The 25,972-nt window shown below is 47.7% G+C and carries 26 protein-coding genes and 1 tRNA gene; 10 read left to right on the top strand and 17 right to left on the bottom strand.

Going from position 1 to position 25,972, the window contains the following annotated elements:
• Nucleotides 1-110 precede the first annotated feature (110 nt).
• Together IQ257_RS14660 and IQ257_RS14655 are read left to right on the top strand one after the other, a co-directional pair.
• Nucleotides 111-1,727, top strand: coding sequence for a CHAT domain-containing protein (locus IQ257_RS14660; protein ID WP_193933086.1), 1,617 nt, complete (start codon nucleotides 111-113; stop codon nucleotides 1,725-1,727).
• 180 nt (nucleotides 1,728-1,907) lie between these two features.
• Nucleotides 1,908-2,507: a hypothetical protein gene (locus IQ257_RS14655; protein ID WP_193879731.1), complete on the top strand. Its 600-nt coding sequence runs from the start codon at nucleotides 1,908-1,910 to the stop codon at nucleotides 2,505-2,507.
• 50 nt (nucleotides 2,508-2,557) lie between these two features.
• Here the strand turns inward: IQ257_RS14655 and IQ257_RS14650 are convergent, their stop codons facing one another.
• The 5 genes from IQ257_RS14650 to IQ257_RS31210 form a co-directional block, all read right to left on the bottom strand.
• Nucleotides 2,558-3,466, bottom strand: coding sequence for a phosphatidate cytidylyltransferase (locus IQ257_RS14650; RefSeq protein WP_193879728.1), 909 nt, complete (start codon nucleotides 3,464-3,466; stop codon nucleotides 2,558-2,560).
• A gap of 177 nt (nucleotides 3,467-3,643) precedes the next feature.
• Entirely contained in the window at nucleotides 3,644-4,246 is a 603-nt protein-coding gene (gene cbiT, locus IQ257_RS14645; protein WP_193879725.1) for a precorrin-6Y C5,15-methyltransferase subunit CbiT, read from the bottom strand.
• 72 nt (nucleotides 4,247-4,318) lie between these two features.
• Entirely contained in the window at nucleotides 4,319-5,794 is a 1,476-nt protein-coding gene (locus IQ257_RS14640) for an aminotransferase class I/II-fold pyridoxal phosphate-dependent enzyme (RefSeq protein WP_193879722.1), read from the bottom strand.
• Nucleotides 5,795-5,872: 78 nt separating this feature from the next.
• Complete coding sequence (locus tag IQ257_RS14635; RefSeq protein ID WP_193879719.1) at nucleotides 5,873-6,148, bottom strand: hypothetical protein; 276 nt, start codon at nucleotides 6,146-6,148, stop codon at nucleotides 5,873-5,875.
• Between the two features lie 135 nt (nucleotides 6,149-6,283).
• Nucleotides 6,284-7,885, bottom strand: a complete 1,602-nt coding sequence (locus IQ257_RS31210; RefSeq protein WP_193879716.1) for a mechanosensitive ion channel family protein — start codon at nucleotides 7,883-7,885, stop codon at nucleotides 6,284-6,286.
• Nucleotides 7,886-8,654: 769 nt separating this feature from the next.
• Between IQ257_RS31210 and IQ257_RS14625 the strand changes: the two genes are divergently transcribed.
• Nucleotides 8,655-9,464, top strand: coding sequence for an SDR family NAD(P)-dependent oxidoreductase (locus IQ257_RS14625; protein WP_193879713.1), 810 nt, complete (start codon nucleotides 8,655-8,657; stop codon nucleotides 9,462-9,464).
• A gap of 130 nt (nucleotides 9,465-9,594) precedes the next feature.
• On the opposite strand, the gene IQ257_RS14620 is transcribed toward IQ257_RS14625, so the two are convergent.
• Nucleotides 9,595-12,429: a GAF domain-containing protein gene (locus tag IQ257_RS14620; protein WP_193879710.1), complete on the bottom strand. Its 2,835-nt coding sequence runs from the start codon at nucleotides 12,427-12,429 to the stop codon at nucleotides 9,595-9,597.
• A gap of 73 nt (nucleotides 12,430-12,502) precedes the next feature.
• Between IQ257_RS14620 and IQ257_RS14615 the strand changes: the two genes are divergently transcribed.
• Together IQ257_RS14615 and IQ257_RS14610 are read left to right on the top strand one after the other, a co-directional pair.
• On the top strand, nucleotides 12,503-13,648 hold the full coding sequence (locus IQ257_RS14615; protein WP_193933084.1) for a quinone-dependent dihydroorotate dehydrogenase: 1,146 nt from the start codon (nucleotides 12,503-12,505) through the stop codon (nucleotides 13,646-13,648).
• A 200-nt stretch (nucleotides 13,649-13,848) separates the two neighbouring features.
• Complete coding sequence (locus IQ257_RS14610) at nucleotides 13,849-14,073, top strand: hypothetical protein (RefSeq protein WP_193876417.1); 225 nt, start codon at nucleotides 13,849-13,851, stop codon at nucleotides 14,071-14,073.
• A 209-nt stretch (nucleotides 14,074-14,282) separates the two neighbouring features.
• Here the strand turns inward: IQ257_RS14610 and IQ257_RS14605 are convergent, their stop codons facing one another.
• Nucleotides 14,283-14,510: a hypothetical protein gene (locus IQ257_RS14605; RefSeq protein WP_193876419.1), complete on the bottom strand. Its 228-nt coding sequence runs from the start codon at nucleotides 14,508-14,510 to the stop codon at nucleotides 14,283-14,285.
• Between IQ257_RS14605 and IQ257_RS14600 the strand changes: the two genes are divergently transcribed.
• Nucleotides 14,509-15,381: an S-methyl-5'-thioadenosine phosphorylase gene (locus IQ257_RS14600; RefSeq protein WP_193876421.1), complete on the top strand. Its 873-nt coding sequence runs from the start codon at nucleotides 14,509-14,511 to the stop codon at nucleotides 15,379-15,381. The two genes, IQ257_RS14605 and IQ257_RS14600, sit on opposite strands and share 2 nt — an antisense overlap.
• Before the next feature lie 13 nt (nucleotides 15,382-15,394).
• On the opposite strand, the gene IQ257_RS14595 is transcribed toward IQ257_RS14600, so the two are convergent.
• From IQ257_RS14595 to mazG, 3 genes are all read right to left on the bottom strand, one after another.
• On the bottom strand, nucleotides 15,395-15,913 hold the full coding sequence (locus IQ257_RS14595) for a hypothetical protein (RefSeq protein ID WP_193876423.1): 519 nt from the start codon (nucleotides 15,911-15,913) through the stop codon (nucleotides 15,395-15,397).
• Nucleotides 15,914-15,937: 24 nt separating this feature from the next.
• Nucleotides 15,938-16,342 (bottom strand): ArsR/SmtB family transcription factor, encoded by a 405-nt coding sequence (locus IQ257_RS14590; protein ID WP_193876425.1) that lies wholly within the window; start codon nucleotides 16,340-16,342, stop codon nucleotides 15,938-15,940.
• Between the two features lie 146 nt (nucleotides 16,343-16,488).
• Nucleotides 16,489-17,337 (bottom strand): nucleoside triphosphate pyrophosphohydrolase, encoded by an 849-nt coding sequence (gene mazG, locus IQ257_RS14585; protein WP_193876427.1) that lies wholly within the window; start codon nucleotides 17,335-17,337, stop codon nucleotides 16,489-16,491.
• Nucleotides 17,338-17,465: 128 nt separating this feature from the next.
• Here mazG and IQ257_RS14580 point away from each other — a divergent pair, with 128 nt between their 5' ends.
• Nucleotides 17,466-17,822 (top strand): hypothetical protein, encoded by a 357-nt coding sequence (locus tag IQ257_RS14580; protein WP_193876429.1) that lies wholly within the window; start codon nucleotides 17,466-17,468, stop codon nucleotides 17,820-17,822.
• 101 nt (nucleotides 17,823-17,923) lie between these two features.
• On the opposite strand, the gene IQ257_RS14575 is transcribed toward IQ257_RS14580, so the two are convergent.
• The gene (locus IQ257_RS14575) at nucleotides 17,924-18,496 is read right to left on the bottom strand and encodes a metal-binding protein (RefSeq protein ID WP_193876431.1); all 573 of its coding nucleotides are present in this window, start codon (nucleotides 18,494-18,496) and stop codon (nucleotides 17,924-17,926) included.
• 37 nt (nucleotides 18,497-18,533) lie between these two features.
• Between IQ257_RS14575 and IQ257_RS14570 the strand changes: the two genes are divergently transcribed.
• Nucleotides 18,534-18,606, top strand: a tRNA-Val gene (locus IQ257_RS14570).
• 501 nt (nucleotides 18,607-19,107) lie between these two features.
• The gene (locus tag IQ257_RS14565; protein ID WP_193876433.1) at nucleotides 19,108-19,524 is read left to right on the top strand and encodes a gamma-glutamylcyclotransferase family protein; all 417 of its coding nucleotides are present in this window, start codon (nucleotides 19,108-19,110) and stop codon (nucleotides 19,522-19,524) included.
• A 239-nt stretch (nucleotides 19,525-19,763) separates the two neighbouring features.
• On the opposite strand, the gene IQ257_RS14560 is transcribed toward IQ257_RS14565, so the two are convergent.
• Nucleotides 19,764-20,297, bottom strand: coding sequence for an anti-sigma factor family protein (locus IQ257_RS14560; protein WP_193876435.1), 534 nt, complete (start codon nucleotides 20,295-20,297; stop codon nucleotides 19,764-19,766).
• A 113-nt stretch (nucleotides 20,298-20,410) separates the two neighbouring features.
• On the bottom strand, nucleotides 20,411-21,067 hold the full coding sequence (locus IQ257_RS14555; RefSeq protein ID WP_193876437.1) for a sigma-70 family RNA polymerase sigma factor: 657 nt from the start codon (nucleotides 21,065-21,067) through the stop codon (nucleotides 20,411-20,413).
• A 410-nt stretch (nucleotides 21,068-21,477) separates the two neighbouring features.
• Between IQ257_RS14555 and IQ257_RS14550 the strand changes: the two genes are divergently transcribed.
• Nucleotides 21,478-22,191, top strand: coding sequence for a L,D-transpeptidase (locus tag IQ257_RS14550; RefSeq protein WP_193876439.1), 714 nt, complete (start codon nucleotides 21,478-21,480; stop codon nucleotides 22,189-22,191).
• Between the two features lie 94 nt (nucleotides 22,192-22,285).
• On the opposite strand, the gene IQ257_RS14545 is transcribed toward IQ257_RS14550, so the two are convergent.
• From IQ257_RS14545 to IQ257_RS14530, 4 genes are all read right to left on the bottom strand, one after another.
• Entirely contained in the window at nucleotides 22,286-22,825 is a 540-nt protein-coding gene (locus IQ257_RS14545) for a late competence development ComFB family protein (RefSeq protein ID WP_193876463.1), read from the bottom strand.
• Between the two features lie 120 nt (nucleotides 22,826-22,945).
• On the bottom strand, nucleotides 22,946-23,848 hold the full coding sequence (locus tag IQ257_RS14540) for a M23 family metallopeptidase (protein WP_322744339.1): 903 nt from the start codon (nucleotides 23,846-23,848) through the stop codon (nucleotides 22,946-22,948).
• A gap of 201 nt (nucleotides 23,849-24,049) precedes the next feature.
• Nucleotides 24,050-24,829, bottom strand: coding sequence for an ABC transporter permease (locus IQ257_RS14535; RefSeq protein ID WP_193876443.1), 780 nt, complete (start codon nucleotides 24,827-24,829; stop codon nucleotides 24,050-24,052).
• Between the two features lie 159 nt (nucleotides 24,830-24,988).
• Nucleotides 24,989-25,897, bottom strand: a complete 909-nt coding sequence (locus IQ257_RS14530) for an ABC transporter ATP-binding protein (protein ID WP_416207928.1) — start codon at nucleotides 25,895-25,897, stop codon at nucleotides 24,989-24,991.
• Nucleotides 25,898-25,972: the final 75 nt, after the last annotated feature.

The following is a 25,972-nucleotide window of genomic DNA, read 5'->3' as shown; positions in this document are numbered from 1 at the left end:
CTCCCCAACTCCCCAACTCCCCCTCTCCCCTGTCGAGAGCGTCAAGAAAGTTCAAGACTGGGTAAACTGATAACAAAACAGGTATAGTTGCTCTTAATTTTGGGCTTTTAATGTCTGGTGTTGAAAATCCTTGCCTCAGTTTAGCGATCGCTCGCCTATCAGCGGCTGGGGACGATAACTTCGCGATTTGGGTAATCGAAGCTCCCTATCCTGGGGGCTACGTTCATCATGACTGTACCTGGTCTGAGACTTTAACTCAAACTTGGCTAGCGTGGCAGGAGATGTTTTCTCTGGGAGGGTTGCCTCACGTTCCCCTGAGCCACCACGTACCCCAACTTGCCCCAACCTTACCACCAAGCATCGACACGGCAGTTCCCGGTCAAAGCACTGGCTACGGAGGTCGTCTGATGCAGCACTTGGGGATTAACCTGTGGGAATGGTTGTTTGCGGGTTCGATTCAAACAGCGTTAGCGGAAAGTCGAGGTATCGCCAGGGGACAAAATAAACCCTTGCGCTTGCGATTAGAAATTCGTCATCCCGAATTCATTCCCCTCCCCTGGGAAATTATGCAAGAAATGGTGGGTAAACCTGCAATTTCTCTGTCCACCCAACTGCTGTTTAGCCGTACCACCAGTAGTGTAGATTCTCTGGAACCCATTAAGCGCAAAGACCAGGCACTCAACATTTTGCTGGTTTTGGGACAGGAGGCTCATCGTTCCTCCAACCATTCGGCGGCTCGCTTGCGGCTAGAACAGGAGGCAGCCACTTTAGAGAATGTCTTCAAAGCTAGCGGACAGTTAAGCCCCACTACAGTTCCCTGCTATGTCAGAAAACTTCTCCAGCCGACCCCCGCAGAACTCATTGAAGCTTTAGATAGTAATGCGTATAATATTCTATTTTATGCGGGTCACGGCGAACCCGCTGCCGATGGTGGTCTGTTATTTTTGAGTCCAGATGCCACTATCAACGGTACGGAACTCGCTCAAGTTCTGGTACGCAATCAGGTGACATTAGCCGTCTTCAATGCCTGTTGGGGAGCTCAACCGGATCGAGTGGGAATGCAAACGATACCTCGCAGTAGCTTATCTGAAGTCCTAATCCAGCATGGCGTTCCTGCTGTGTTAGGGATGCGTGACTTGATTGCTGACCAAGAAGCGCTCAGTTTTATTCAAGCCCTCGCCCAAGCTCTCGCTGCCCGGATGCCCATTGATCAAGCTGTGGCTGTAGCAAGGCAGCAACTGCTAACGCTTTACAAATTCAACCAACCGGCTTGGACTTTGCCAGTACTCTATATGCATCCGGAGTTTCAAGGTCAATTGATTCCACCGATTGAAGAGGGTATCACCGAACTTCCCAGCCTACCCACCAACTGGAATGGTATTCGCCCCCCCAGCGCCTGCTTGCGTTCTCTAGCCGCAACGGATAAAGTCTGGCGAATTCGGGGCGGATTGATGCGTGTCGGACGCGGGCAGGAAAACGATTTGGTGATTGAAGAGGAGATGTGGGTTAGCTACAAACATGCAGAAATTATCTGCCGCGAGGGGTTTAGCGATCGCACAACCAGCCCAACTTATTTTTTACGAGATTTTTCTCGTAATGGTACTCACATTCTACGACCTGAGGGGTGGCAAAGAATCCACCATCAGGAAGTGCTATTGCAGTCGGGCATCAAGCTAAAGTTTGGGAGTCCCCAAGGGCAAACACTGGAATTTGTTATTGAAGGGTGACAATCTTTGAGTTGATTCTCAGGTCAATCTGAAAAGGCGACCTCTTTTGTCCAGACCCCTCTACCCCCTTTCCAGGGTTCAAGTTTAGATTATTTTATGACAGGTTACGGAACTCTAAGAAGTGCCGATGTAGCTAATTCATGTCGGGTTTCATCTACAAAAAAACACAGGAGGGGCATTATGACAAGCCAACCCATACAGTATGAAGAACGTGAGAATGCTTTGAATCAATTACAAGGAGAACTACTTGAAGCACTATTGCAGGCGGATGAGGACTGTTATCCCTGGAATCCTGCTGACCCAGATTCAGAAGCTTATTTTGCTACATTGGAACGGGAGTTTTTACTCGAACCCTGTCAGGATGATGGAGAAATTGCGTCCAAGTCGCAAAGATTGTTTGACCAACTGCACCAGTGCTGGACATCTTTGGTATCCTCAGCTACTGAAACCTTTAAACCGTCTTTCCCGGAGCAATTTGCCCACGTCCCTCAGATTTGGCTGGAGGCAATTACCAACCAAGCCCAACAGGTTTTCCGAACCAATTTATCCTTAGCCGAGCAGCTAGTGCTGTGCGTCAAACCCCTATTGCCCAACTGGGCAGAAGACGATTTGTTGACCTTAGCTCGTCCTTGGGCTTATGCAATGCGAAGCAACTTAGAGCCAGTCAGTATTCGAGCAGTAGAGTGGACGGAATTATCACCCATGGAGCAAGCGCGTTTGAGTTTGGCACTCGCTCACTCAGCTCTCGTTCAACTGCAAGACTCAACGGGTGGCAGTTAGCAAAGGGTGCTGCAACCCGTTGTTGGGGGGAATTTTAAATTCTCCCCAACCTATAACCAGGTGGGTAATAGCGGTAGTAGGAGCGTCACGAAATAGTAAACCAAAGGGGCAGTGAAAACATAACTGTCCGTGCGGTCTAAAATACCACCATGACCCGGAATTAATTGTCCTGAATCTTTGACACCAGCATCCCGTTTCATCATCGATTCGGTTAAGTCTCCCAAGAGGCTAACAATCCCAATTAGGGTTCCCAAAATAATTCCACTCAGTTGCCAGCTCTGCCACTCCAAGTACCAAGCTCCAGCCATGGCGACAGCAATACTGCCAGCTATGCCAAAAATCGCGCCTTCAACCGTCTTTTTCGGGCTGATACTTGAAAGACGAGTGCGACCAAAAAATTTACCGAAAGTATAAGCCCCAATATCTGCTGCCCAGATGCAGCTAAAGGCTAAGAGAGTAGTAGTCAATCCTTGAGGAAGGATACTCCAGTCTGTCCAGGAGTGGGGCCAGTAGCCGTTGAGGGGAAGATTACTGGCGCTAGCGGTAGCGTTTAAAGGCAAGGAGGACTCCTGAGCCATCAAACCTACACGTAGTCGCACCCAATAACCGGGGAGATAACCGCCGTAGAGTAACCCCAAGATAGAGGAGGCAATATCGGCAATGGTTGCTAATTTGGGTTGAAATAGCAGGTAGAAACAAATTAGGGTTCCTGCTAGAGAAAATGCAGCATCAGTTAGTGTGGGCGCAATGGCGGCAGTGACGATCAGTAGCTGACTGAGAATCAGGGTTGTTTTAGCTGCCGGTTCAATGCCCTTCGCCTGTACTAATTGAAAATATTCTAACTGACCGAGGTAGACGATGATGCAGAAGCCGATTGTAAAGTACCATCCTCCAAGCACGAGCATCCCGATAGCTAGAGCGATCGCAACAATTCCACTAAAAATCCGAGACCAGGGCATAGGACGCTTTTGGTAAAAGACAGTTGGACTCAACTGCCAAGATAATATTATTTCTGATAATACATAAAGGTTAACAATCTCTTAGAAAGGGATGCATGGATTTTTTCCTAATCTAAGGAATTCGGTCTGATTTGCAATCCATCTTTCGAGCGAGATAAGGGGCTAACACCCTGTCTGTCAATCTAGCTTTTCGCCACTAAGGATAAAAATCGGATTGGCTGCGGCAAAGGTTTGATGGGTGCCGCGAGTTTCTAAGCGATTGATGGCAGACTGAACGACCTCAATGTTGCGGGCTTGTAACTCCGCAAAGCCTTCTGAGAGGGCATAGAGAGTTTCTAGATTAGCCGCTGTCGCCACCACCCGACCTTGAGGCTGTAAGTAGTACCAGACTTTTTTGAGGATCTCCTTAATCGGGCGTCCTCCCTCAATGCATACTCGATGGGGCTGCCAAGGTAAGTCTTTGAGGCAGTCTGGGGCAGAACCTTCTACAACTTCTACATTTTGAATGCTGAAGCGATCGCAGTTGCGCCGAATCAAGTTAGCAACATCTTCATCTCGCTCTACAGCGATAATCTTTCCGTGAGGACAAAGCAGTCCGATTTCTACCGGAATTGTACCCGTTCCAGCACCGATATCCCAAAACCAGGAATCCGATTGCAGCCGCAGGGCAGAAATTATCAGCAACCGCACTTCTCGTTTACTTAAAGGAATACCGGGCAAGCGTTCAAATAGCTCATCTGGAATGCCAGGAGTGATGTAGGGCCAAAGTTGGGAAGGCATTTGTCCTTTTATAGGGAATAGGGAACGGTGACTAATAACTTCTAACGGGTAACTAATTCCTGCCAATTAGCTCTACTGTTGCTTAACAACTTTTAAAGTCTCTAAGCTGGGGTCGCTACACCCTGTGATATTACCTCCTAAAGACAAAACCTGTTGTAGGTAGTCTAGGGTAGCTGAGTCAATTCGTTCTCCGGGCATTAAGGCAGGAATACCAGGAGGATAGGGACAGATTAACTCAGCGCTGACCTGACCTACACTATGGTTTATTGGCAGTGTTTCGGTTGGGGCAAAGAACGCTTCGCGGGGAGAAAGGGAAGGATGAACGGTAAAGGATGAAGGATGAATTGTAGGGAGTTGGGTTTTTCGGTTGTGATCTAGAGAGTTGGGACGGTTATCCTTTTGGGCAATAACGTCGAAAGCTTGGACTAGCTGCTGAATATCTGCGGCTGTATTGCCTAAACTAATAATAAAGGTTAGGTGTTGAAGTGTGGGTAACTCTGCCGTTACGCCGAGTTGTTGGTGAAAAATTTCATCAGCTTCAAAGCCACTCAACCCTACTTGAGACACTCTCACCGTTAACCGAGTCCGATCGAGGGTAAAAAAGCTGGGAGTGTTGGCGGGTTCTAACACTGATAATCCGGGAATCTGACTGATTTGAGTTCTGGCTTTATCGGCTAGCTGTAAGGTGCGAGTTAGGAGTTGTTCGCCGTATAATGCCATTTGCTGCCGTGCGGCATCCAAGGAGGCTAGCAGTAAATAGTTGGGACTGGTTGATTGAACCAACTGTAGGGCTTTACTCAACCGTTGGGTATCGATACGGTTTCCTTGGACGTGCAGCATGGAGGCTTGAGTCATAGCTCCAAGCACCTTATGGGTGGATTGTATCGTTAAGTCGGCACCTGCTGAGAGAGCAGACGGGGGTAAGTCAGGATGGAAGGCAAAGTGCGCTCCGTGGGCTTCATCGACAAGTAAGGGAATGGAGTGTTGGTGTACCTGTTGAGCGATCGCTCTGATATCATTGCAAACGCCGTGATAGGTGGGATAGAGCAGCATTACGGCTTTGGTTTCAGGATGCTGCTGTAGGGCAACGGCAACGGCGGCGGGGGTGATAGTATGTGCCAAATCACCGGAGGAGTCGCATTCGGGATTGATAAAGATAGGTACAGCACCCGAAAGCACTAAACCTGCGATCGCCGATTGATGGCTATTTCGAGGCAGGATAATTTTATCGCCAGTGCCGCAGGTGGCTAAAATTGCTGCCATTACCCCGCAGGTAGAACCATTAATCAGAAACCGAGTCTGTTCTGCACCAAAGGCGGCGGCGGCTAGCTGTTGCGCTTCAGTGATGACACCTGCTGGGGCAAACAGGTTATCCAACTCTGGCAACTCCGGTAAGTCAGCCTGAAACACCGACACCCCTACTAAATCTACCAGTCTTTGAGAGATTCCCCGTCCCTGCTTATGACCCGGTGCGTAGAAAGGAGCATGAGGGAGCTGGGCGCAGGCTTGCAGGGCTGCCAGTAAGGGAGTAATGGTTTGGTCGAGCACGTTTGAGGTTAGTCAGCCAGCACTGGATGAGTCGTTGTCCTAAGTTTACTTTAAGTGCTGTACCCGAAATATCCGGTATTAAGCTTCTGGTGGCTTAGTCTCACTAATACCTAAGGACTTCTTGCTTTGCTTTAACTGCTTCCACAACGATTGAACCTGTTGGTAAGCCTCCTCAGGGGACAGCTTGCCGCCCGTTTCCAGAGCAGAAATATAAGAGATTTTGTGAGCAAATTCCTGCAAATTGGCGTTAAACGCTAAATTTTCGGCTGTGAACTTCCCATAGTAGCGACTCCGAGGGTGAAAAAAGCTGTTCTTGCTTACCTGAGCCGAATCTGGTACTGCTGAATTAGTCATGATTCCCACCTAATGCAATCCACTGGTATTATTTTAACGGTTAATTAAATAAGGTTTAACCTATTCTTAACCAAATACTAGCATTTCTACTCTTGGATAGAGCATACAGAAATCATCAAATGCCTTGCCCCTAATTCATCTCAAGTCCTTTACGTTTCCCTCTGCATTCTTAAAAATCAACACGCGACGGGCAAAGGGAATTTCAATTCCCTCTGTGTCAAAGGCTTCCTTAATCATTTTGCGGAGCACTCGCTGGATGCGGAGGTGATTTCCGGGCTTAACTTTGGTAAGGGTGCGAATTAACAGCTCAGACTCCCCAAAGTTCTGCAACCCATCTGCTCGTGTGGGTTCGAGTATATCTGGGTGATGTGCGTGTAACTGTTTCCCTACATCTTCGATAACCTGGTAAACCCGATCCAAGTTAGAGTCATAAGCCACGCCAACCTCCACCACGGCATAGATATATTGCTTAGAGTAGTTGACAATATCCTTAATATCCCCATTCCGAAGAATCTGCTGTTGACCGTTGGGATGCCGGATACGGGTGGTTCTGAGTTCAATTGCCTCTACCGTACCTTCGGCGTTTCCGGTTTTGATATAGTCACCAACTAAATAGTAATTTTCAAACAGGATAAAGAATCCACAGACCATATCGTTAATCAGGTTCTGTGCTCCGAAACCGACAGCCAAGCCCACGATACCAGCAGCAGCGAGGATGGGGGTTGGATCGATGTCGAGGGTATCGAGGATGGCGATGCCAGCACTGAAGTAGATGGTATATCTGAGGATACTTTGGACTAGGGGAATGAGGGTTAGCCGTCTCTGTCTCTGCACCTCAGTCAGATTTTTATTTTTGAGCAGTACCTCCTCAACGACTAAGTGAGCAACTTCACCTAAAACGCGACTCATGAAGATGATGCCGATAATCTTGACGATTTTTGGTCCATAATCTGCTAATTCGGCAATTAATTCGACTTGCTGGACGATCAATGTCGCCATACATACATAGATTGCGTATTCCAGGCATCGCTTTAAAAAGGGGATCAGGTGCTGGAGGCGATCATAGAACTGTAGGAGGTTATCGGAGTTGGAGTATTTGTTACTTAAGGCATCGAGGCTATCGATAATAGCGGCAGTGGCTTTGAAGATGAGCAGCCCGACTGCCACGATTAGGTAAATTTTGAGCAGAATAGACAGATATTGAGGGACAACCTTGGGTAGTTGTAGAAACTGGCTACACCAAATTACAGATAAAAACCAGGTTCCATTCGTTAAAGTGACGTTGAGAAAATCAAAGAATTCCTCAATACTGTCGTCGTTGGCGGTGAGTTGTTCAAAGTTCTTGGCACGATCGCAAGTTACCTTGAGCGAATGATGGAAGGTCCGCACGACGATCCCCGCCAGAATAAGAATGCTGATGCTTTTGGCGATCCCCAGAGCTAGCGTCCACCAGAATATCACTGGGACGCGCTGAGTTAATGCCACAGTATAGTCTGGCAGGTTTTCACCTTGATACAGCAACCAACTATTGGCACCCACAACCGCCAGACACAGTACTGCACAGGAAAAAATCAATACTGCCTGAATATTACGGTGCAGGGTTTTGACACTCCGGTAAGTTCCCTTGAGCCAAGGCAGTTTGCCAAGTTGCTTAAAAAGTTTGCCAACACTCCAGTGAAAGAGAGCAAAAAGCACGATTAAAAGGCTGACTTCCGCCGCAATAATTAAGATGTTCACGCTGATTTACAAATCTTAAGAGGCTCAATTTATAGGATTCCCCAGAATCCTCATAAAGAACAAGCGCGGACTTGTTCCTAACGGGGCAGCGATCGCACCCTAGTTTCATAACTTTAATTAAGTTATTGTACGTCGCTGGCAGTCCAGGTCGCCTACACCCTCCATCTTTCTATTCCTTCTACACAAAGAGTTTGAGGTTTTGTAACGAAATATTACAAGAAATTTATTAAAAAATATTGCAATTTCTTGATTCGAGTTGCTAACGTATGCAGTATGAGTTGTTTTTTGGTAAAAGCTCGTACTAAGGAGACTAAACAGCCTATGCGCTACATCACGAATGGCTATCGGGCAATTTACTGATTTGCCGATTGCCTGTTAGCCAGATATTGCTCTAATCAGCTTTACACTCAATTATCATCAAAAAAGCTGAGGGAGGATTAAACCCATCGACGCTTCCCCATTAAGTTAGCGCCTCTCAAGGAATATCTTGGCGACTCATTTAGCTAGGCATACGATGACTGATTGCTTTTCTATACGGTCTCGTGCAACTCAACTTTGACAGAAATTTAACGGCAGGCATTTCTCGGGTTTGCTGCCAAGATTTGGCGGGAAATGTCTCGACCTAAAGGTTTAGTGCAACAGAATACCTAAATAGTAAATCACGTTTTGTCTCACTGCGTGCCGAGGATGCTGGGAGGAAGCAGCTATCTTGCAACTCGGTAGTCGCTAATAACGTGGTGAGACACTCAACACGTAGAGGTTTGTAACGATGAACATTCAAGGAAAGACAGCGTTAGTTACCGGGGCTTCCCGTGGAATTGGGCGAGCGATCGCTCTTGAATTAACCAAACAAGGTGTAAAACGTTTGTTATTGGTGGCACGCGATCGCCAGCGATTGGAAGCCGTTGCCAGAGAAATCGAAGAATTGGGCGCGGAAGTGGTGATTTTGGCGCTCGATCTGACTCAACTTATTGAAGTGAATGTGGCAATTGCCCAAGCGTGGCGCACCTATGGACCGATTCACCTGCTCATTAACTGTGCTGGAGTTGCTCACCAATCGCCCTTTTTAAGTTCTAAACTGCCCAACGTCCAGGAAGAGATTGCCATTAATTTAATGGGACTCTTTACCGTCACCCGTCTTGTTGCCCGACGCATGGCAAGTCAAGGACAAGGGACAATTGTTAATGTTTCTAGCTTGATGGGCAAAGTCGCAGCGCCAACGATGGCAACCTATTCAGCAACTAAGTTTGCGATTTTGGGATTCACCCAAGCCCTGCGAGGGGAACTTGCTCCCTACAATATTCGCGTGGTGGCGTTACTGCCATCTTTAACGGATACGGATATGGTGCGAGGATTGCAATTGTTTCGGTGGGTGATGCCGATGACGCCTGAGCAAGTCGCTCAAGCACTGGTGGCTGGATTGCAAAAGGAATCATCGGAAATTTTAGTGGGGTGGCAAAGTCATCTAGCAGTATTGTGCAATCGCATTGCACCTTGGCTGCTGGAGAAGATTCTATTGTTAGCTGCTCCCTTGTCTAGAACAGGATCTGCATCTTCGGCTATCACTAGCCATCACTAAGCCGCAAATGCTGTAAATCTGATGGGGTGACAAGCAGGCTGAGGGCTTATTCAATAATGATGGCAGCTTATTGAAGGCAATGAGAGTAAAAAGCACCAACAATCAAACCTTTGCTCTAATTGTCACTCCTTCAGCTCCCCATCTCCAACGGAAACAGAACCCGCATCAAGTAGCGATTGACTGGTAATCGGTAAAAATAAATCTCACCTCCCCAAGAGCGGAGAATTCGCTGGCAAATTCTCAAATTAGAAGTCGGCAGCGAGTCAGGGGTAGATGATGCAATTGCCTGCAAACAATCATTCAGGGAATCACATTCCGCGATCGCTAATTCCAATAGAGGTGCATTCAACGCTGAAGTTGTTGAGCGGCACCAAAGGTTAATCCAACTGCGTGATTGGGAATACAAACAGGCAGTTTGCAACAGTTCATAGAGGATGCATTCGAGCTTGAAGCGATCGCCATAAACCCGGAACGACCCGAAATCATGAACGTTGAAGACTAACTGGCGCTGATAGTAAAGGGATTCTACCCGCTGAAGCGATCGCTTTAACGGAGGGGTTAGGGATATCCAACCTGGGCTAGTGATCAGTTGCCATTGCTCGTCCTTCAGAATTGGGGTTAACATCGCTAACCTTGTCTCCAACTGATGCATCAGTTGCTTTCGGCGCATCGTTAGCAGGGGAACCACGGATTTGGGAAGCACAACAGAGGAGGATAAACTCTCCTGCTCTGCCGTGAGTGCTTGCTTTTGAGCATCAAGTTTTAGCAATGCACTCACACTCTCTCGCACTGACTGATGGAGCATTTCCAAACACCGATGTTTGTACCAATTCAGCCCTTGCAAATCTTCTCCGGCTCGCATCTGCTGACTGAGGCGGTGTCGATAATAGCGAAGCCAGGTAAACTGCTGAGTCAGAATTTCCAGGGCTGACAGTAGGTGCGGCTGCCACTGCCGTTCCTCACCGTCGGCAATCAGCAAGACTGCCGTTGGGGGGATTGAACCCTGATGAAGAGCGATCGCTAGAACTTGACCAATGCCGGGACTATTGAGCCACTGACGGGTAGAATCAGGTAAATCGGCAACCGAAGAGGAGAAGAAATGAGAGGTTGCCAGCGCCCCTTGAATCAAAGGGTCGCTCTCAACGGAAATGCCTAAGTCAGGAGGTAGAGTAAAATGCGGATCAGTGACGACTGTTGTTACCACCGTTGCCCCATCCCCTGGAGGTATCCAGCTAATCAGAGCAGCGAGAGGGCACCCTAACACATTCGACAGATACTCTAGCCAAGCTTGTTCAAATCGAGTCGGTTCGAGGGGGGCGTGTGCGAGGGCAGATAATCCCGTTTGCAGTGTCTCGGAGGCAGCTAGGGACTGTCTGGCGCTATCGAAGGAGTTGGATAACGCCAATAGCAGCGTAATTGGTTCGGCAACCGTCGTGACTAAATCCCGTTCGGTGCGGTTCCAGGTTCGGGGAGTGCCATGACTAATGACGAGGAATGAGTGCGGGGATGAATTGTTCTGGCTCTCCCACTTGCCAGGGGATATTGGATAAATTAAGAGCGATCGTACTCCCAGTTGATTGAGAGAGTCTCGCCACGATACCAGTCGCTGATTTTCTTCAACATCTTCAAGAACCGCCACTTCTACCTGCTGATTGAGCCACTGCCAGTCCTCTGACTCCAACGGTGGCAAGGGAGTCGTGAGCGGACGGCGGTTTGGGGACTGGACACTGACAATAGGGTTGAATTGACTGATACTATCCGGTTGCAGGATTGAGCAGCGTTCAGCATTAAGGCGCTGGCACAAAAGTTCGGCGCAGTTATTTAGTGCCACTTCGATATCATGACTATGGGCGATCGCACGGGCAACTTCAGCGACTAAGTTCGTATCCTTTGATGTCACCTCCAGTTGGGTTTCTAGCTCCTCACTCTCCACCACCAACGCCACCAACTGAGCGGTAGCGCAGACATACTTATATTCCACCTCTTCCCAAATTCGAGGTCTATTGTCTTCTACAGACAAAAAACCCAAGAGTTCTCCCTGAGATTGAATCGGTGCTGCCAGTAACGAACGAGTTTGTAACCGCACTAGCAAATGTTCTGTACTTTTGGGAGTTAAAAGACTTTTACCCATGCCAATCGCCACTAACCGCCCCCCTACCAGGGCTTGATAAAAGTCGCTGGCTTCTGCTACAGTCAGACCCGCATTGGTATGTCTCAACTCTCCAAGGCTGTACAAGGCTTGGCGACTGCCGACTCTATGCCAGAAGTAGCGCCGTTCGGGACAATACCAGTAAAGGTTAGTACGGGTAGGGGCGACAAAGTTTTGGGTATCAGACACGACTCTATCCAAGCGCTGCGCTACTGTCGGCACTTGCATCAGTTTGTCGAGGAGTTGAAACAGGGGCTGGTCAAAGTGTCTGACTGCTGAGTGCTGCCAGGTTACTTCAATTCGGTAGAGGGTCGCGGCTAATCCGCCTAAAACTATTGATAAATGGGCTTTTTCAGCAGGGCGTTGGATACTTCCCCACTGCTGTGATCCGAGCAACGTAACGCCGAAGCACCGATCCTTGCACCGTAATGGGACGATAATAGCGCCTTGAACTCCCCACTCTTTAGCCATCCGCCGCCATTCCCCAACCCCACTTTCTTGCTGGAGATTGGGAATGGCGAGGGAGCGCTGCTGGATAACCACCTGTTCAAGCAGATTGCCCGCTTGCAGGTTGAACCCCTGCTTGAGAAATGCCTGAGCGTCAGTTGGTGCGATACCCCCTTTGCCAACTAACCGATGATCTAAGCGATCGTAAAAACCAATCCAAATCAGGCAATAGTTCAACTCAGATTGGAGGTAGTTCAGGGTAGTTTCGATCAAGACATCAGCATTCTCCTCTTCCCGTAAAATTTCCAGGACTCGCCCCAAGGCAACCTGTTGCTGTTCGTCTTGGGACGGTAGATGCTGCTGATCCATAATTTTTAAGTCTGCGATCGAACTCGCTGGCTCCCTTACTCTTGATTTAGCACTAAACCTGAATGATTCGCTTGTGGATATTTATCAATCTCTTATTCGTCCAATTCTATTCTCTCTACTCAAAGCCGATCCAGAGTGGTCCCACGAACAAACGTTACAGCTTTTGGATTGGCTAGATCGAACTGGGGAGCGTCCTTTTACTCGCTTACTTCAATCGAGATTGCAGCAAGTGTTCTGTTATGCAGATCCTCGCTTAGAACAAACGCTTTGGGGGCTGAAATTTCCCAACCCTCTCGGTTTGGCAGCCGGATTTGATAAAAATGGCGTTGCTGCCAGGGTTTGGGAGATTTTCGGGTTTGGTTATGCCGAACTGGGTACGGTGACATTGCACCCTCAACCCGGAAACCCCCCTCCCCGCCTGTTTCGCTTACTCGAAGACAAAGCAGTTCTCAACCGTATGGGGTTTAACAATCAAGGTGCTGAAGCCTTGGCAGCACGATTATCAGGGGTTGTAGAAAGGTTGCCTGACCGAATTCCCATTGGTATTAATCTCGGTAAATCTAAAATAACACCCCTTGACCAAGCGGCAGCCGATTACTTGGGAAGTTTTCGCCTGCTGAAAGATTGGGGCGATTACTTTGTTGTCAACGTCAGTTCACCGAATACACCCGGATTGCGATCGCTCCAAGATGCCGAGCAACTCCGTCTGATCTTGGATGTACTACAACAGGAAAATCAATCACAAAAACCTCTATTAGTCAAGATCGCACCAGATTTGGAGTGGGATGCGATCGCCGATGTTCTTAACCTCGCTCAAACCTACCAGCTTGCGGGAATTGTTGCCACTAACACTACCATTCGCCGAGATAAACTCAACACTCAAATCATTAAAGCCACGGGAAAATCTGTTACAGAAGAAGCGGGTGGAATTAGCGGCGCACCTCTGCGGCAGCGTTCTACTGAGGTGATTCGCTTTATCAGAAAACAAACTCAGGGACAATTACCGATTATTGGTGTGGGCGGGATTTTTACGGCGGAGGAGGCTTGGGAAAAGATAGTAGCGGGGGCGAGTTTAATTCAGGTTTACACTGGATTGGTTTATGAGGGTCCGTGGATGATGCGGCGGGTGATGGAAGGGCTACTACAGAAGTTGGAGGAACGAGAATTGAGTTCAATTTCTGAGGCAGTAGGATGGCAAGGGGAGGAGATGAGGAGATAGGGGAGCTGGGGAGTTGGGGAGAGGAGTAACACCTCAAAAATTTTCTTGTCTCCTTGTCTCCTTGTCTCCTTGTCTCCTTGTCTCCTTGTCTCCTTGTCTCCTTGTCTCCTTGTCTCCTTGTCTCCTTGTCTCCTTGTCTCCTTGTCTCCTGATTGATGGTGTTCACCTCGCTAGAATTGTAACAATAATAGGTATCAGCGATGGCGTTAGAACCCTGTAAGGTGTGTGGGTCTTTAACCAGCACCAACGAAGAAATTTGCATGATTTGCGGGTATCCAGCCCAAGGACGACCAAAATCCGTTTGGTTTAAGTGGATTGCTCTTATTCTAGCGGTGATAATTGGTCTGCCTGTGGTTATCGGTGTTATTCAAACGATGGGAACAAAAGATACCCCTGTACCACCGCTGATTGAAGAGGTTAATTAGTGTCTATGCTGACATCAGATTTAGGGAAACGTTAACCAAAATCTTGCTTTTACTTAACTTGCTCTACCTGATCGAGACGGTATGATTTTTTTAGTCAGATTCTGTAGCCTAGTTGACAGATTTTTGGCTGAGGGAATTTTTAAAGGGGAATCAAGCGATGGATACTAAGTTGAGAACGTCACAATCGGAGTCGGTAACAGAGCTGGCAATCAAGGTTCAATGGGGCGATAGCTTTGACTTTCAACACTGGGCAAGTCAGGTAAAACCAAAAATGCTGGCTGCATTGCAAAAAAGAAGGGAATCATCGAATGATGAGAGTGAGTGGGGAGTGGGGAGTGGGGAGTAGGGAATAGAGAATAGGCTGACTTTTTGGCGATCGCTCTCACTTTCCCGATACAATAGCTTGGCATTGCAGCGAAGTAGAAAGTGAGACTCATGGCTCAGGCAAAGATTGGGATTATTGGCGGTAGCGGACTTTACAAAATGGACGCCCTCACGAATGTGGAAGAGGTGTCGGTGGATACGCCTTTTGGTGCGCCCTCAGATGCCTTAATTGTGGGAACCCTAGGAGGAACATCAGTGGCATTTTTAGCCCGCCACGGTAGAAATCACCACCTGATGCCCTCTGAGGTGCCGTTCCGAGCCAACATTTATGCGATGAAGCAGTTGGGAGTAGAGTATCTGATTTCGGCATCAGCAGTGGGTTCTCTCAAGGAAGAAGCGAAACCTTTAGATATGGTAGTACCCGATCAGTTCATTGATCGCACGAAAAATCGAGTGTCTACCTTTTTTGGTGAAGGAATTGTCGTTCATATTGCCTTTGCTAACCCCGTTTGCGATCAACTCGCTGGCATTGTTGCTGATGCAATTGCCAGTCTCGAATTACCGGAGGTGATGCTGCATCGTGGCGGCACCTATGTCTGCATGGAGGGGCCCGCTTTTTCGACGAAGGCGGAGTCTAATCTCTACCGCAGTTGGGGAGCGACAGTCATTGGTATGACGAATTTACCGGAAGCAAAGCTGGCACGGGAAGCAGAAATTGCCTATGCTACCCTAGCGCTGGTGACGGATTACGACTGCTGGCATCCAGACCATGACAGTGTAACGGTAGAGATGGTGATTGGCAATCTAATGCGGAATGCGACTAATGCTCAAAAGGTAATCCAAGAAATCGTGCAGCGATTGAGTGACAATCCCCCCGTCTCTGAGACGCATTCGGCGTTGAAGCACGCGATTTTGACGCCTCTAGATAAGGTGCCAGGGGCAACAAAGAAGAAGTTGGGGCTGTTGCTGAAAAAATATTTGTAGGCTGGAGTGTAGACTATTCCGACAGTTGATCTTTAAGTTTATCCCTATTATCTGGACTAAGCATAACCCTAACCTCAATTTGTTGCTGCTTATCTCGCAAAATAAGGATGTGATTTTCACCCGCCTTACTGCTTTCCCACTGAGGATTGGCTAGTTCAATTTTCTGATAAACGGTTTCTGGGATACCAACGCGGATGACTAAATTTTTTTGAGATTGAGGATAGATATAGAGCTGTAACTGCTGGATATCCAGCTCTAGTTTGTGAGGCGTGGTGCTACGTTCTTCCTCGGAGTCAGGCTTGCGCCAGTAGAGAGTAATTCCCCGTAGTTGGGGATTTTGCAACTTGCAAACTTCGTCAAACCGCTGAGGTTCCCAATTGATTTCACTGGTATTTTCCGATGCAGGAATGAGTCGCTGTTGCCAAGCTATTTTTCTATCGTTTAAACTTGTCCAAAATTTATTAATTTTGGCAAAGTTATTGCTGTTTTCAGGGTTATCGCTGTTTGGCTGCCAGATAATGTTAGGTTGCATGGGAGGTTAAAATCGCTATTTTCATCATTCATCCAAATGTTCGGCAACGGAGTGATAGAGATCGAGGACGTGCTGATCTTGAAGGTGATAGAATACTTTGCGACCTTGCTTATGATAGCGCACCAGCCGCATGGAACGTAGTGTCCGCAACTGATGAGATACAGCAGATTCACTCATGTTGAGGGCAGCAGCAATATCACAAACACAAAGCTCGGCGATCGCTAAAAGTGAGACGATTCGCAGCCGATTTGTATCCCCCAGAAGACTAAAAAATTCTGCCATGCGTTGGGCTTTTTCCGTATTGATAATTTGATGTTGAAGCGGCTCAACTTCATCAATATCAACCGGGTGGGGGGAATGGCAACGGAGTGCTTCAATGTTCTGAGTGGGAGTGACTGTCGCCTCCTGCGCGGAAAGTGGGACTGGCATTGGTTTTTTTTGCAACTATAGCTATCTAACTTTATGGTAGCTGTTCAAAAATTGTTCGTGAGAAAGTTAGGATACAATCTCTGTCTTATTCTTTCCCCATACCGTTCGGCTGAGCGCTCACGGCGAAGCCCCCTACCTGGAAGCCGTCAAGATTGGTTGGAATTTTTTAGGGCGGCTTTCGCTTGCTGCCAAAGCTGTTCTAATTCTTCCAGAGTGTAATCGGAGAATGAGCGATTGGCAACCGTTTCCATGCTGGTTAGGCGTTGGATAAACCGCTTATTGGTGCCCTGCAAGGCTTCGGCTGGGTCGAGTTCGTACCAACGCGCTAGGTTAATTACAGTAAAGAGTAAATCTCCCAGTTCTGCTTGTTGCTGGGTTTTGTCTTCCTGCTCAATAGCTTGTTGAAATTCAGCTAATTCTTCGTGAAATTTTGCCCAAACCCCGTTAACGTCTTGCCATTCAAACCCAGCCGCAGCCGCTTTTTGAGAAATTTTCATCCCTGCCATTAGGGGGGGGAGTTTCCGGGAATAACTGCTGAGTTTGCGACTGAGTAACTGGGTTTCAGCCGGAGTTTCTCCTTTTTCTGCTGCCTTGATTTGCTCCCAGTTTTGACGAACTTCTTCGGCATCTCGAACGTTTGTATCCCCAAATACGTGAGGATGGCGGCGAATGAGTTTTTGAGTAATGCCATCGGTTACGTCTTTGAGGGTAAACTGACTGGCTTCAGATGCAAGTTGAGCTTGCAGTACAACTTGTAATAGCAAGTCTCCTAGTTCTTCGGCGATCGCATTTTTATCCTCACTACGAATAGCCTCGACAACTTCATAGGCTTCTTCAATCACGTAGGGTATCAGCGTCTGGGGTGTCTGGGCAAGATCCCAAGGACAGCCACCGTCAGGCGATCGCAACTGGGCAACCACATTAATAAGCTGTTGCAGGGCTTCTAATACAGACGCTTGAGGATTTATTGGGGCGGCGTCTTGGGGGTTAGACATAAAGGGGTACTCAACAACCACTTCATTATTCTTAACGAAATTGTTGCCTTCTGCCACTCCAACGATTTGGTTAAGCTATAGGGGAATTCTCAATTATTTTTCATCTCGAACCCTCAAGGAGGAGAGCGATGAATCTGAGTATCATCGATAACAAACTAAGGATTGAGCTGGAATGGTATGAGCAACTGTGGGCAGTGAGTTGGGACAAAAGCTTTGAGATTCCCCTTACCCATATCGAAAGTGCTACCACGGATGAACCGCCTAGCAGTTGGACAGAAATCCGCGCCCCAGGTACATTTCTACCAGGAGTGATTAAAGCTGGAACTTACTACACCTCCACAGGCAAAGAATTCTGGTACGCTACCAACGACCGAAATTACCTGGTATTGGTGTTACGGGATGAACCTTTCAAGAAAATTGTTCTCACTTTAGATCAGAACCAACTGTGGGTAGAGCGAATTCTTCAGGCTCAAGCGGTGCTTTAAGAATTGAGGTTTTCTAAAATTCCCTTACTCCCGTTCGGCTTTCGACTGAGCGCTCAAGCCGAAGTCTGACGCTCACGGCGGAAGCCTACTCCCCATTCCCCTCATCGCTTTGAGGTACGCCGAGACGATTTGCGCTTACGGCTGGTGGTTTGACGTTGGGGTTTCTGCCGCTTTCGTTTAAAGCGCTTGTAAGTAGAACTCGTCCAATCACTGAGCGAATGGAGTATTGCCCCTGCTTCCAATCCTGCAAATAGGGCAATCCACTCAAAGCGATAAGTCCAGAGCGATCGCTTGATCTGTTGACTCAACTCTTGCCAATTCCAGGGAATATCCCGGAATAGTTGCACGATGAGCAACCCCAACCCACCCAAGGCAATCACCCAAATTGCTAGATATAGCAGCCGCAAGATCGTACCAATCAGCAATCCGTGGGAAAAAATAGAGCGGTGACGTATCACCTTTTGGTAAGGAATCCAAATCCACCGCAACCAACCCCAGCGCTTGAAGGGACGAGAGTAAAGATCTAAGTCGGGACTAAACAGCAGTCCGCTGAAAAGAAACCCTCCGGAGACAATGAGTGTTAGATCGCTCCTCTGGGTTAGTCCTAGAGTCAAACCCGTGACTAGAGGCAGGCTCCACAAGGTAATGCGATCGTGTAGTTGACCGGAGGACATTTTTGCTGTAATTTTGTGTTATCCTAAGTATGATATCGGGCGGTTAGCTCAGTTGGTAGAGCGCCTGCCTTACAAGCAGGATGTCACTGGTTCGAGTCCAGTACTGCCCATGTTGCCCGTTTCAACTGAAAACTTGCACGATTCTCAATTAACCTCATCATCTGTCAGGGAATAAATTCCCTGTCTAATAGCACCAAGTCCATTTCAACTGATAACTTGCACATTTGTCGATAAGCCCGAAAATCAGCCCGGAGTTCAAACTCCGGGCTAATAGCTTAAGTCCATTGAAATGGACTACAAGTCTTATCCAGTCGTATGCGAGACGACTTTAACTATGAGACAGTGGTTAAAACCACTGGCGGGTTGTTGCTACTGGTGCAAGATGTGAGTTGAACCTTAATTTCTGGAGATGTCTAATAGGCATTGGTTTATCCCTCTTCTGTCAGACTCCGAAAAATGGGGGTCAAACCCTGATTCTTGCGTTAGGTGTAGTTGGCTGTAATGACGGAAATTCGTCATAATTTCGGAAAGTGACAGAAGCGGGATATAACAATTAAGGATAAGGAAAAATTCCCTCACCCTTTTTCCCTTCAGAAATCAACCCACAAGCTATGAACCACGAACCCTTAAAAGTCTTTGTCTACGGCACCCTCAAACCTGGAGAGATTAGTTATAACCGATACTGTGTAGGGAAAGTGGTTGAAGAAATAAGAGCGATCGCTTTTGGTAAATTGTTCGATTTGCCTGTGGGTTATCCTGCCATGACACCTGGAGACATTGCCGTTAGCGGATTCTTGCTTACATTTACCGATCCAGCAATTTTAGGCGTCCTGGATGAGTTGGAAGGTTACAACCCAAATCGGACGCTAGACAAAAATGAATATTATCGACAAAAAGTTCAAATCTATAACCTAGCGCGGCAATCGCTAGGATGGGCTTGGGTCTATCTAATGAACTGTGAGCGGGTTAATCGTCTGGGAGGTATCCCAATCCAGTCGGGGTGTTGGAGTCAGAAGTTAGGAATATAGATGAGTGTACTCCACTCAGCGTGAGAACCACTCTCTACTACTACCTGAAAATTTACGCCTTCACCAAAAATGTCGCCAGGAAGCCTCTACTCAAAAAACGAAAATTCGTCCAGAATTTGATGTGCTGAGTGGGGGAGGAATTGCGACCAAAAACAGAAAGCGGATCCGGGTTAATATGCAGCGATTTGTGCTGTAGTTTACTGATGCGTGAAGGGTAGCTTTACTGCTGCCACGCCGTACTAGTTGAGATCAGGATTGACTGCGGGTGCCTCCACAAATTTTTCTACAGATGAAACCGCTGCCTTGGGAATCTCAATAACAGGTCGGTTAACTGCAATCATCAGGGGTTCTGCAACTTCCTTGGGTTCAGGGGATTCAGCAAAACGTAGCATTGATGGCTGACTACCTGGAAAAACTCCTGATACGGCACTGACAAACAATGCGGCAATCGCAGCTCCTCCCCAAACTACTGTATTGCGAATCCGGCGACGGTCAATCCGCGCAAAAACGTGCCGAGCCGTCTCTTGAGCTGTCGTTTCGGTTTGTGGAACTGGGAGTTTTTGTACCCCCTGACGTAGCTTCACAAGTCGGGCGTACAAGCACTTCATGTTTGGATCGGTGTCCAACCACTCTTGCACCTGATAGCGTTCTGCTGCCGTCACCTCACCGTCAATGTAGGCACTGAGCAATTCAAAGCGATCGCGCTGTAGGCTATCCATTTCTCTGGGAGCTTTTTGCCAAGAAGGTTTGCGGGCGTCAAAATTAGAGTTCATGTTCCGATCACCACCGCCTTATACCAAGCGCTTAATGAACAAAGGATCTTTATTAATCCCATAATAAATGAACAACTGCCTGGGGAAACTGTTCCCGAGTAAGAAACTCACAATCAAGCTTCCAGATAAGTTTGGAGTTGCGATTGCAAGCGGGATCTAGCTCTAGCAATTCTTGACTTGACGGTTCCCAAGGAGACGCCTGTGATTTCGGCAATTTCCTCGTAAGCCATGCCTTCAATTTCTCGCAGGACAATCGTTGTGCGGAACACCTCTGGCAAGTCGGCGATGGCTTCGCGGAGCTGTTCATAAAACTCTCGCGTAGTCATATCTTCATCAGGACTTGGATTATCGGCAGCAATTTCCCAGTCCATTTCACCGTCATCCATGCGACGGGGAGCATCTAGGGATAGGGGACTCGCTACGCGCTTACGTTTGCGCAGTTCATCATAAAACAGATTTGTAGCAATGCGGCTCAACCATCCTTGAAACTTGACAGGTTCGTTAAGTCGCTTGACATTTCGGTAAACCCTAATCCACACTTCTTGTGCCAAGTCCGCTCTATCCTGCCAGTCGGGAGCTAGGTGGTACAAGATTTTATCCACATGGGATTGATACCGACGTAGCAATTCAGCGAAGGCTACGCGATCGGGGCGAATGCCTTCCTGACAGCGCAAAATCAAATCGTAGTTAGAGAGTTTGTCAGGTTGCACCGGTATTTGAGGAACTTGTGCCTCAACCGTTGACCAGGATACAGAAATCGATTGGCTCATGGATCAGAATGGGTGCGAGAACATCCTTTCCTCCCAAAGACGCCCAGACTTCACAAAGAGTTCCCGTTAGAGTCAGCTAATGTTGAGTTGGGTATTGCCGAGCGACTAATAAAGCAGTCACTGCATAACTAGCTATCATCGCTCTTGAGACTGACCAACAACATCCCCCAAACGGGTAATTCTGTAACAAAAGTGGCTTGCTCCTATTGAAGTGCCACTTCTGTCTGTCGCAAAGTCAAACATCTTGGGAGCTACTACTACACTTCTTAGGGATAGCAGAAGCGTCCGGAGAAAATGCTTGGGTTATAGGAGTTAGGAGATAGGTTCATAGTAATTGTTAACGTAGAGTTGCCCTTTGCTAAAACTCCTACTTGATTATGGGCATAAACACCTCACTGAAGACCAGCTTAATGATCCTTTGCTTTGGATCAGCGGGACTGTTCCTATCAGTGGCTTGGCAGAAACCTAAGCCAAATTCAGTACTACCTAATATTACTCAATCTGTCAAGAGTAACTTGCGTTTTCCTTTTGGGAACGCTAAATCATTTTCTTCCCAAAACCCATCGACTAAAGCTGAATGGTTGGGAAGTCAATTTTTACTAAATTATGCATTGGGTTTCAACTCGTCGTTTCCTTTCGCTCAGTTACTCCTTCCCAATCCTGGTTACTTTCACCAAGAGGGCATTAATGAGGTATCGCCAGTCATTCCCCACTTAACGAAGGCGATCGCTGCGATTGGATCTCGAATAGTTGTAGATTTGGATGATGCCAAAGTATACAGTTACTGGGGAGATCAACTGCTCGGTAGCTATCCAGTGGCTGTTGGTCAGCCCGGTTGGGAGACGCCGACTGGAACTTTCAACGTTTTGCGAAAACAACACAATCCAGTCTGGAAGCAACCGATTACTGGCGACCTCATCCCTACTGGACCGAATAATCCTTTAGGAGATCGATGGATTGGTTTTTGGACTGACGACTATCATCAAATAGGCTTTCACGGAACTAACAACGAAACACTGATCGGACAGCGAATTTCCCACGGCTGCTTACGGATGCGCAATACTGATATTCGGGCATTGTATGAGCAAGTGCGTGTGGGAACCGCAGTTATCGTGCGGAAATAGTCCTTTGTTCTTAGATCGTCCTTTGTTCTTAGATCAGCCAGTGGCAACGGATTCAGTAACGGATGTAACGGATAGGCTATCGGTTGATGAATGATTAGCCTTTTGGCTCGAAGTTGGGTGCATAATCCTGTAGCAAGCTACTAACCTGCTGAAGTACATCCATTCCAGTACTCTTGCGGATGGCTTGGCGTTCGGAGCCAAAGTCAGGTCGGTTCAAGTTGTTGGCGATCGCGGCTTTGACTTGCTGAGTAATCAGTTTCTGAAGTTCCTCTTTGGCTCGGTGACGCTGGTATTTTGCACCTTCTTCTGTCGTGGCATAGAGAGGGGGGAGTCGGTTCAAGGCATAGGCGGCAATATCACCGACATCTAAAACCCGATCACTGGTGGCTTCAATTTCGGCAACTTTGGCGATCGCTTCGGTGAGTACCAATTCCTCCATAACATTGATAAACTGCTTGCGAGGTACTGCCACTACTTCACCTGTCAGCAGCGCCCCCATCAGCCGATCTAATGCCATGTATTCTTCAATTGAAAGTTCTGAGGCAGTATCACAGATGCGTCCCACCTCCGTTTCCATGATTGGGGTCAAGTAACCATCTTGCAAAGCCTGTTCTACGATTTTTTCAATACTCATGGTGTTGGATTGTGCTTCCCAGTAGTTGCCAAGATGGGAGAAGGCTGCCACCGTTTACTTCTTAATTAATCACAAAATTTGGTGAAATTTATAAAACTTCAGCAAAACTTAAAAACAGCTTTACTCAACTCCTTGGAATCTCCAGGGAACCGGATCAACGGAAATGCCTTGAACATAAAGACCCCAATGTAGGTGAGGACCTGTAGAAGCTCCAGTCGAACCCACTGTACCAATTCTCTGACCTGCTTGGACAAAATCTCCTTCTTTGACATCAATTTGATTCAAGTGCAGCATAATACTGAGGACGCCTTGACCGTGGTCAATTCCTACCGTATTTCCGTGAACTCGGAATCCCTCTGATTCTCTGCCTACCAGTGCCACTTGTCCTGCGGCAGGCGCAACGACTGGGGAACCCCTACCAGCAGCATAGTCAACGCCGCGATGGTAGTAATCTTCGGCAAAGACACCGTTATAGTAGCGGCGGATACCAAAAATTGTTGAAACTCGACCGCTATTGGGTTTCAAAAACGGTCCGTTCCAGAATTTTTGAGGCGTCACTAATTTTTTAAACTGGGCAACGCGGCTCAATTCTAGCTCGGTTGCTGGTTGATTGGCGCGACCGGAAAGCCGGATGCGTTGGGTGGGAAAGGAGCGATTGCGTAGTGGTACAGTAATGTTTTTTACTTCACCATCCCCAGTTACCTGAATTTGTAGGGTTCCCGGTTTATCTAAGGGACTGGTGGGTAGTAAGGTTCGATAACGATTGGTTCTCAAGGCAAAAGCCGGGTAAGCTTGCTGCTGCATTGAAACCGTTGGCTGCTGTTCTGGGATATCGGTTTGAATGACTACTGATAGTGTGTCGCCCAACTGCGGATTATCTGGAGTCACTCGCACCTGCAAAGCTTGTACTGGCTCCAAACAGGTCAAGACCCCAGCGGTTATACTCACGGCAAGGGTTGCGGTCACTCGTTCCGCTTTCAAGCATTTCGCCAACGTTGAAATCTTGCGGGCAACAGATAACACCAAACCCTCCTTGTCTAGTTCCCTATTTTTGCGGCTTACCCACTATAACTCAAGAATATGCTGACACAGCAGTAAACCATTGCTGTCAATTCAATCCCGAAGGCTCTTTCCTGAGGCTATCCGAACTAAGCTAACTGGAGAGCCTTACGTCAGGTGCCATTCTACTTAAAAAGCGATCGCTTTTATCCTCATCCTTCGCAATTACCGGAATAACTGCGGATAAATTTGCCGCCAAGCGAGTACGGCAAAAACACTAACCCACAACAGCAGCCAAAGTAACTCTAAAAACCAGAATCCGGGTAATCCTAGGGGCCAGCGCAAGAGATCAACTACTGACGCCAGGGGCAACACGGCTGCTACAGAACCCAACACTGGAGGCAGAGTATCACGAGGAAAGTAAGTGCCGCAGAGCGTAAACATGGGAACGATAAATAAGAAAATCGGCACGTTAATTTGATCGATAGTCCGCACCGTTCCTGCTGTAAACAGTCCCATAACCGCAAAAATCAGACTACCCAAAATAATCAGAGGTAACGATACCAGTAAATGCCAACCCGAGTAGAGTCCCCAGATAACAGCGACTAAACCCGTCAAACACCCTGCCATTGTCCCTTTGGTTGCCGCCCATAACCACTCTCCCAGAAACACTTCTGTGAAACTCAACGGTGCAGTTAATAGTGCTTGCCAGGTTTTTTGATAGCTTAGGCGGATAAAACTGCCAAATGCCCCTTCAAAAAATGACTGGAACAACACACCAACTGCCATCATTCCCGGTGCAAGAAATTTCAGGTAAGAGATAGTTTGACCATTATAAGGAACGTCTCCCACCAGGGGGGTCAAACCATAGCCAAATGCAACGAGATAAATTAAGGGTTCTGAAAGAGGCGGCAAACTATTAACGAGCCAGGTTCTTTGATAGACCTTCGCATGACGATGCCAGACGGAGTAAACCCCCCAAGGGGTTAGGGAAATACGTTTCATTGCCATTTTAGGTTTTAAATTATAGATTTAAAGTGGGGTAGTGTTGGCAGCGGATAGGGTAACAGATGTAACGGATAAAGTAGCTTGAATGTTTGATCTCCACTGGGTCAACTAATGGCTCATTCGCTACACCCGTTACAAAATCCGTTGCCAAAACAGTTATTCCAATGAAGTTCCAGTCAAGCGCAAGAAGACATCTTCTAAATTGGTATGGCGGCGCATCAAGCGTTCGGAATCAGTCGCATTTAACTGTTCCCATAGGGGTTGCGGATTGTCGGTGGGTAGTCCGACTAAGTAGCCACTTCCAAAGGGGCGATACCAAGTACCCACCCCCTTAAGCAGGTGTTGCAGGCTTGACTCCGAGATTCCTTCAATTTCAACCACTTCTCGACCAACCGTGCGCTCGATTAATTCTGCTGGTGTACCCTGGTCGATCATCTTGCCGTTCTGAAGTAAGATGAGGCGATCGCACAATCGCTGCGCTTCATCCATATAGTGAGTAGTCAACAACACCCCACAGCCACTTTGTTTCATGTGGCTAACCAGTCGCCAAAAGTCTTGCCGCGCATCGGGATCAAGTCCGGTTGTGGGTTCATCGAGAAATACGATTTGGGGATGGTTAATCAACGCTCGTGCTAAAACTAAACGCCGCTTCATCCCGCCGGAGAGTTCATCAACACGGTTTTTGGCATAATCTTGCAATCCTACCTGCCCTAGCAACTCGCCAGCTCGTTTCCGTGCCGCTTTCCCTGTAATACGATAGTGATGGGCAAAGAAAATTAAATTTTCAATGACGCTAAAGTCTGGATCGAGATTGTCTTCTTGAGTCACAATACCCATTGAGGCACGGGCTTGGCTTCCTTGGGTTTGAATTTGGTTTTGACCTAACTGAACAAAGCCGCGACTAGGAACCACTGCACCGTAAAGCATTCCAAGCGTTGTGGTTTTGCCCGCGCCGTTTGGACCGAGAAGACCTAAAATTTCCCCAGGATTGAGGGTAAAGTTGATGCCTTGAACGACTGGGCGCTCTCCGTAGGATTTCCACAAGTCGTACACGTTGAGCGCCATCGATTCTGTCAGGGGTCGAGACATTGGGAGAGTCATGAGAGTAGGCAGTTCATCGGTTGGTTTTGTTGAGCTTTT

The organism is Coleofasciculus sp. LEGE 07092 (assembly GCF_015207375.1).
Taxonomy (GTDB): Bacteria; Cyanobacteriota; Cyanobacteriia; order Cyanobacteriales; family Coleofasciculaceae; genus LEGE-07092.
Note: the sequence above shows the minus strand (reverse complement) of the source record. Positions and strands in the feature narration are given on the sequence as shown.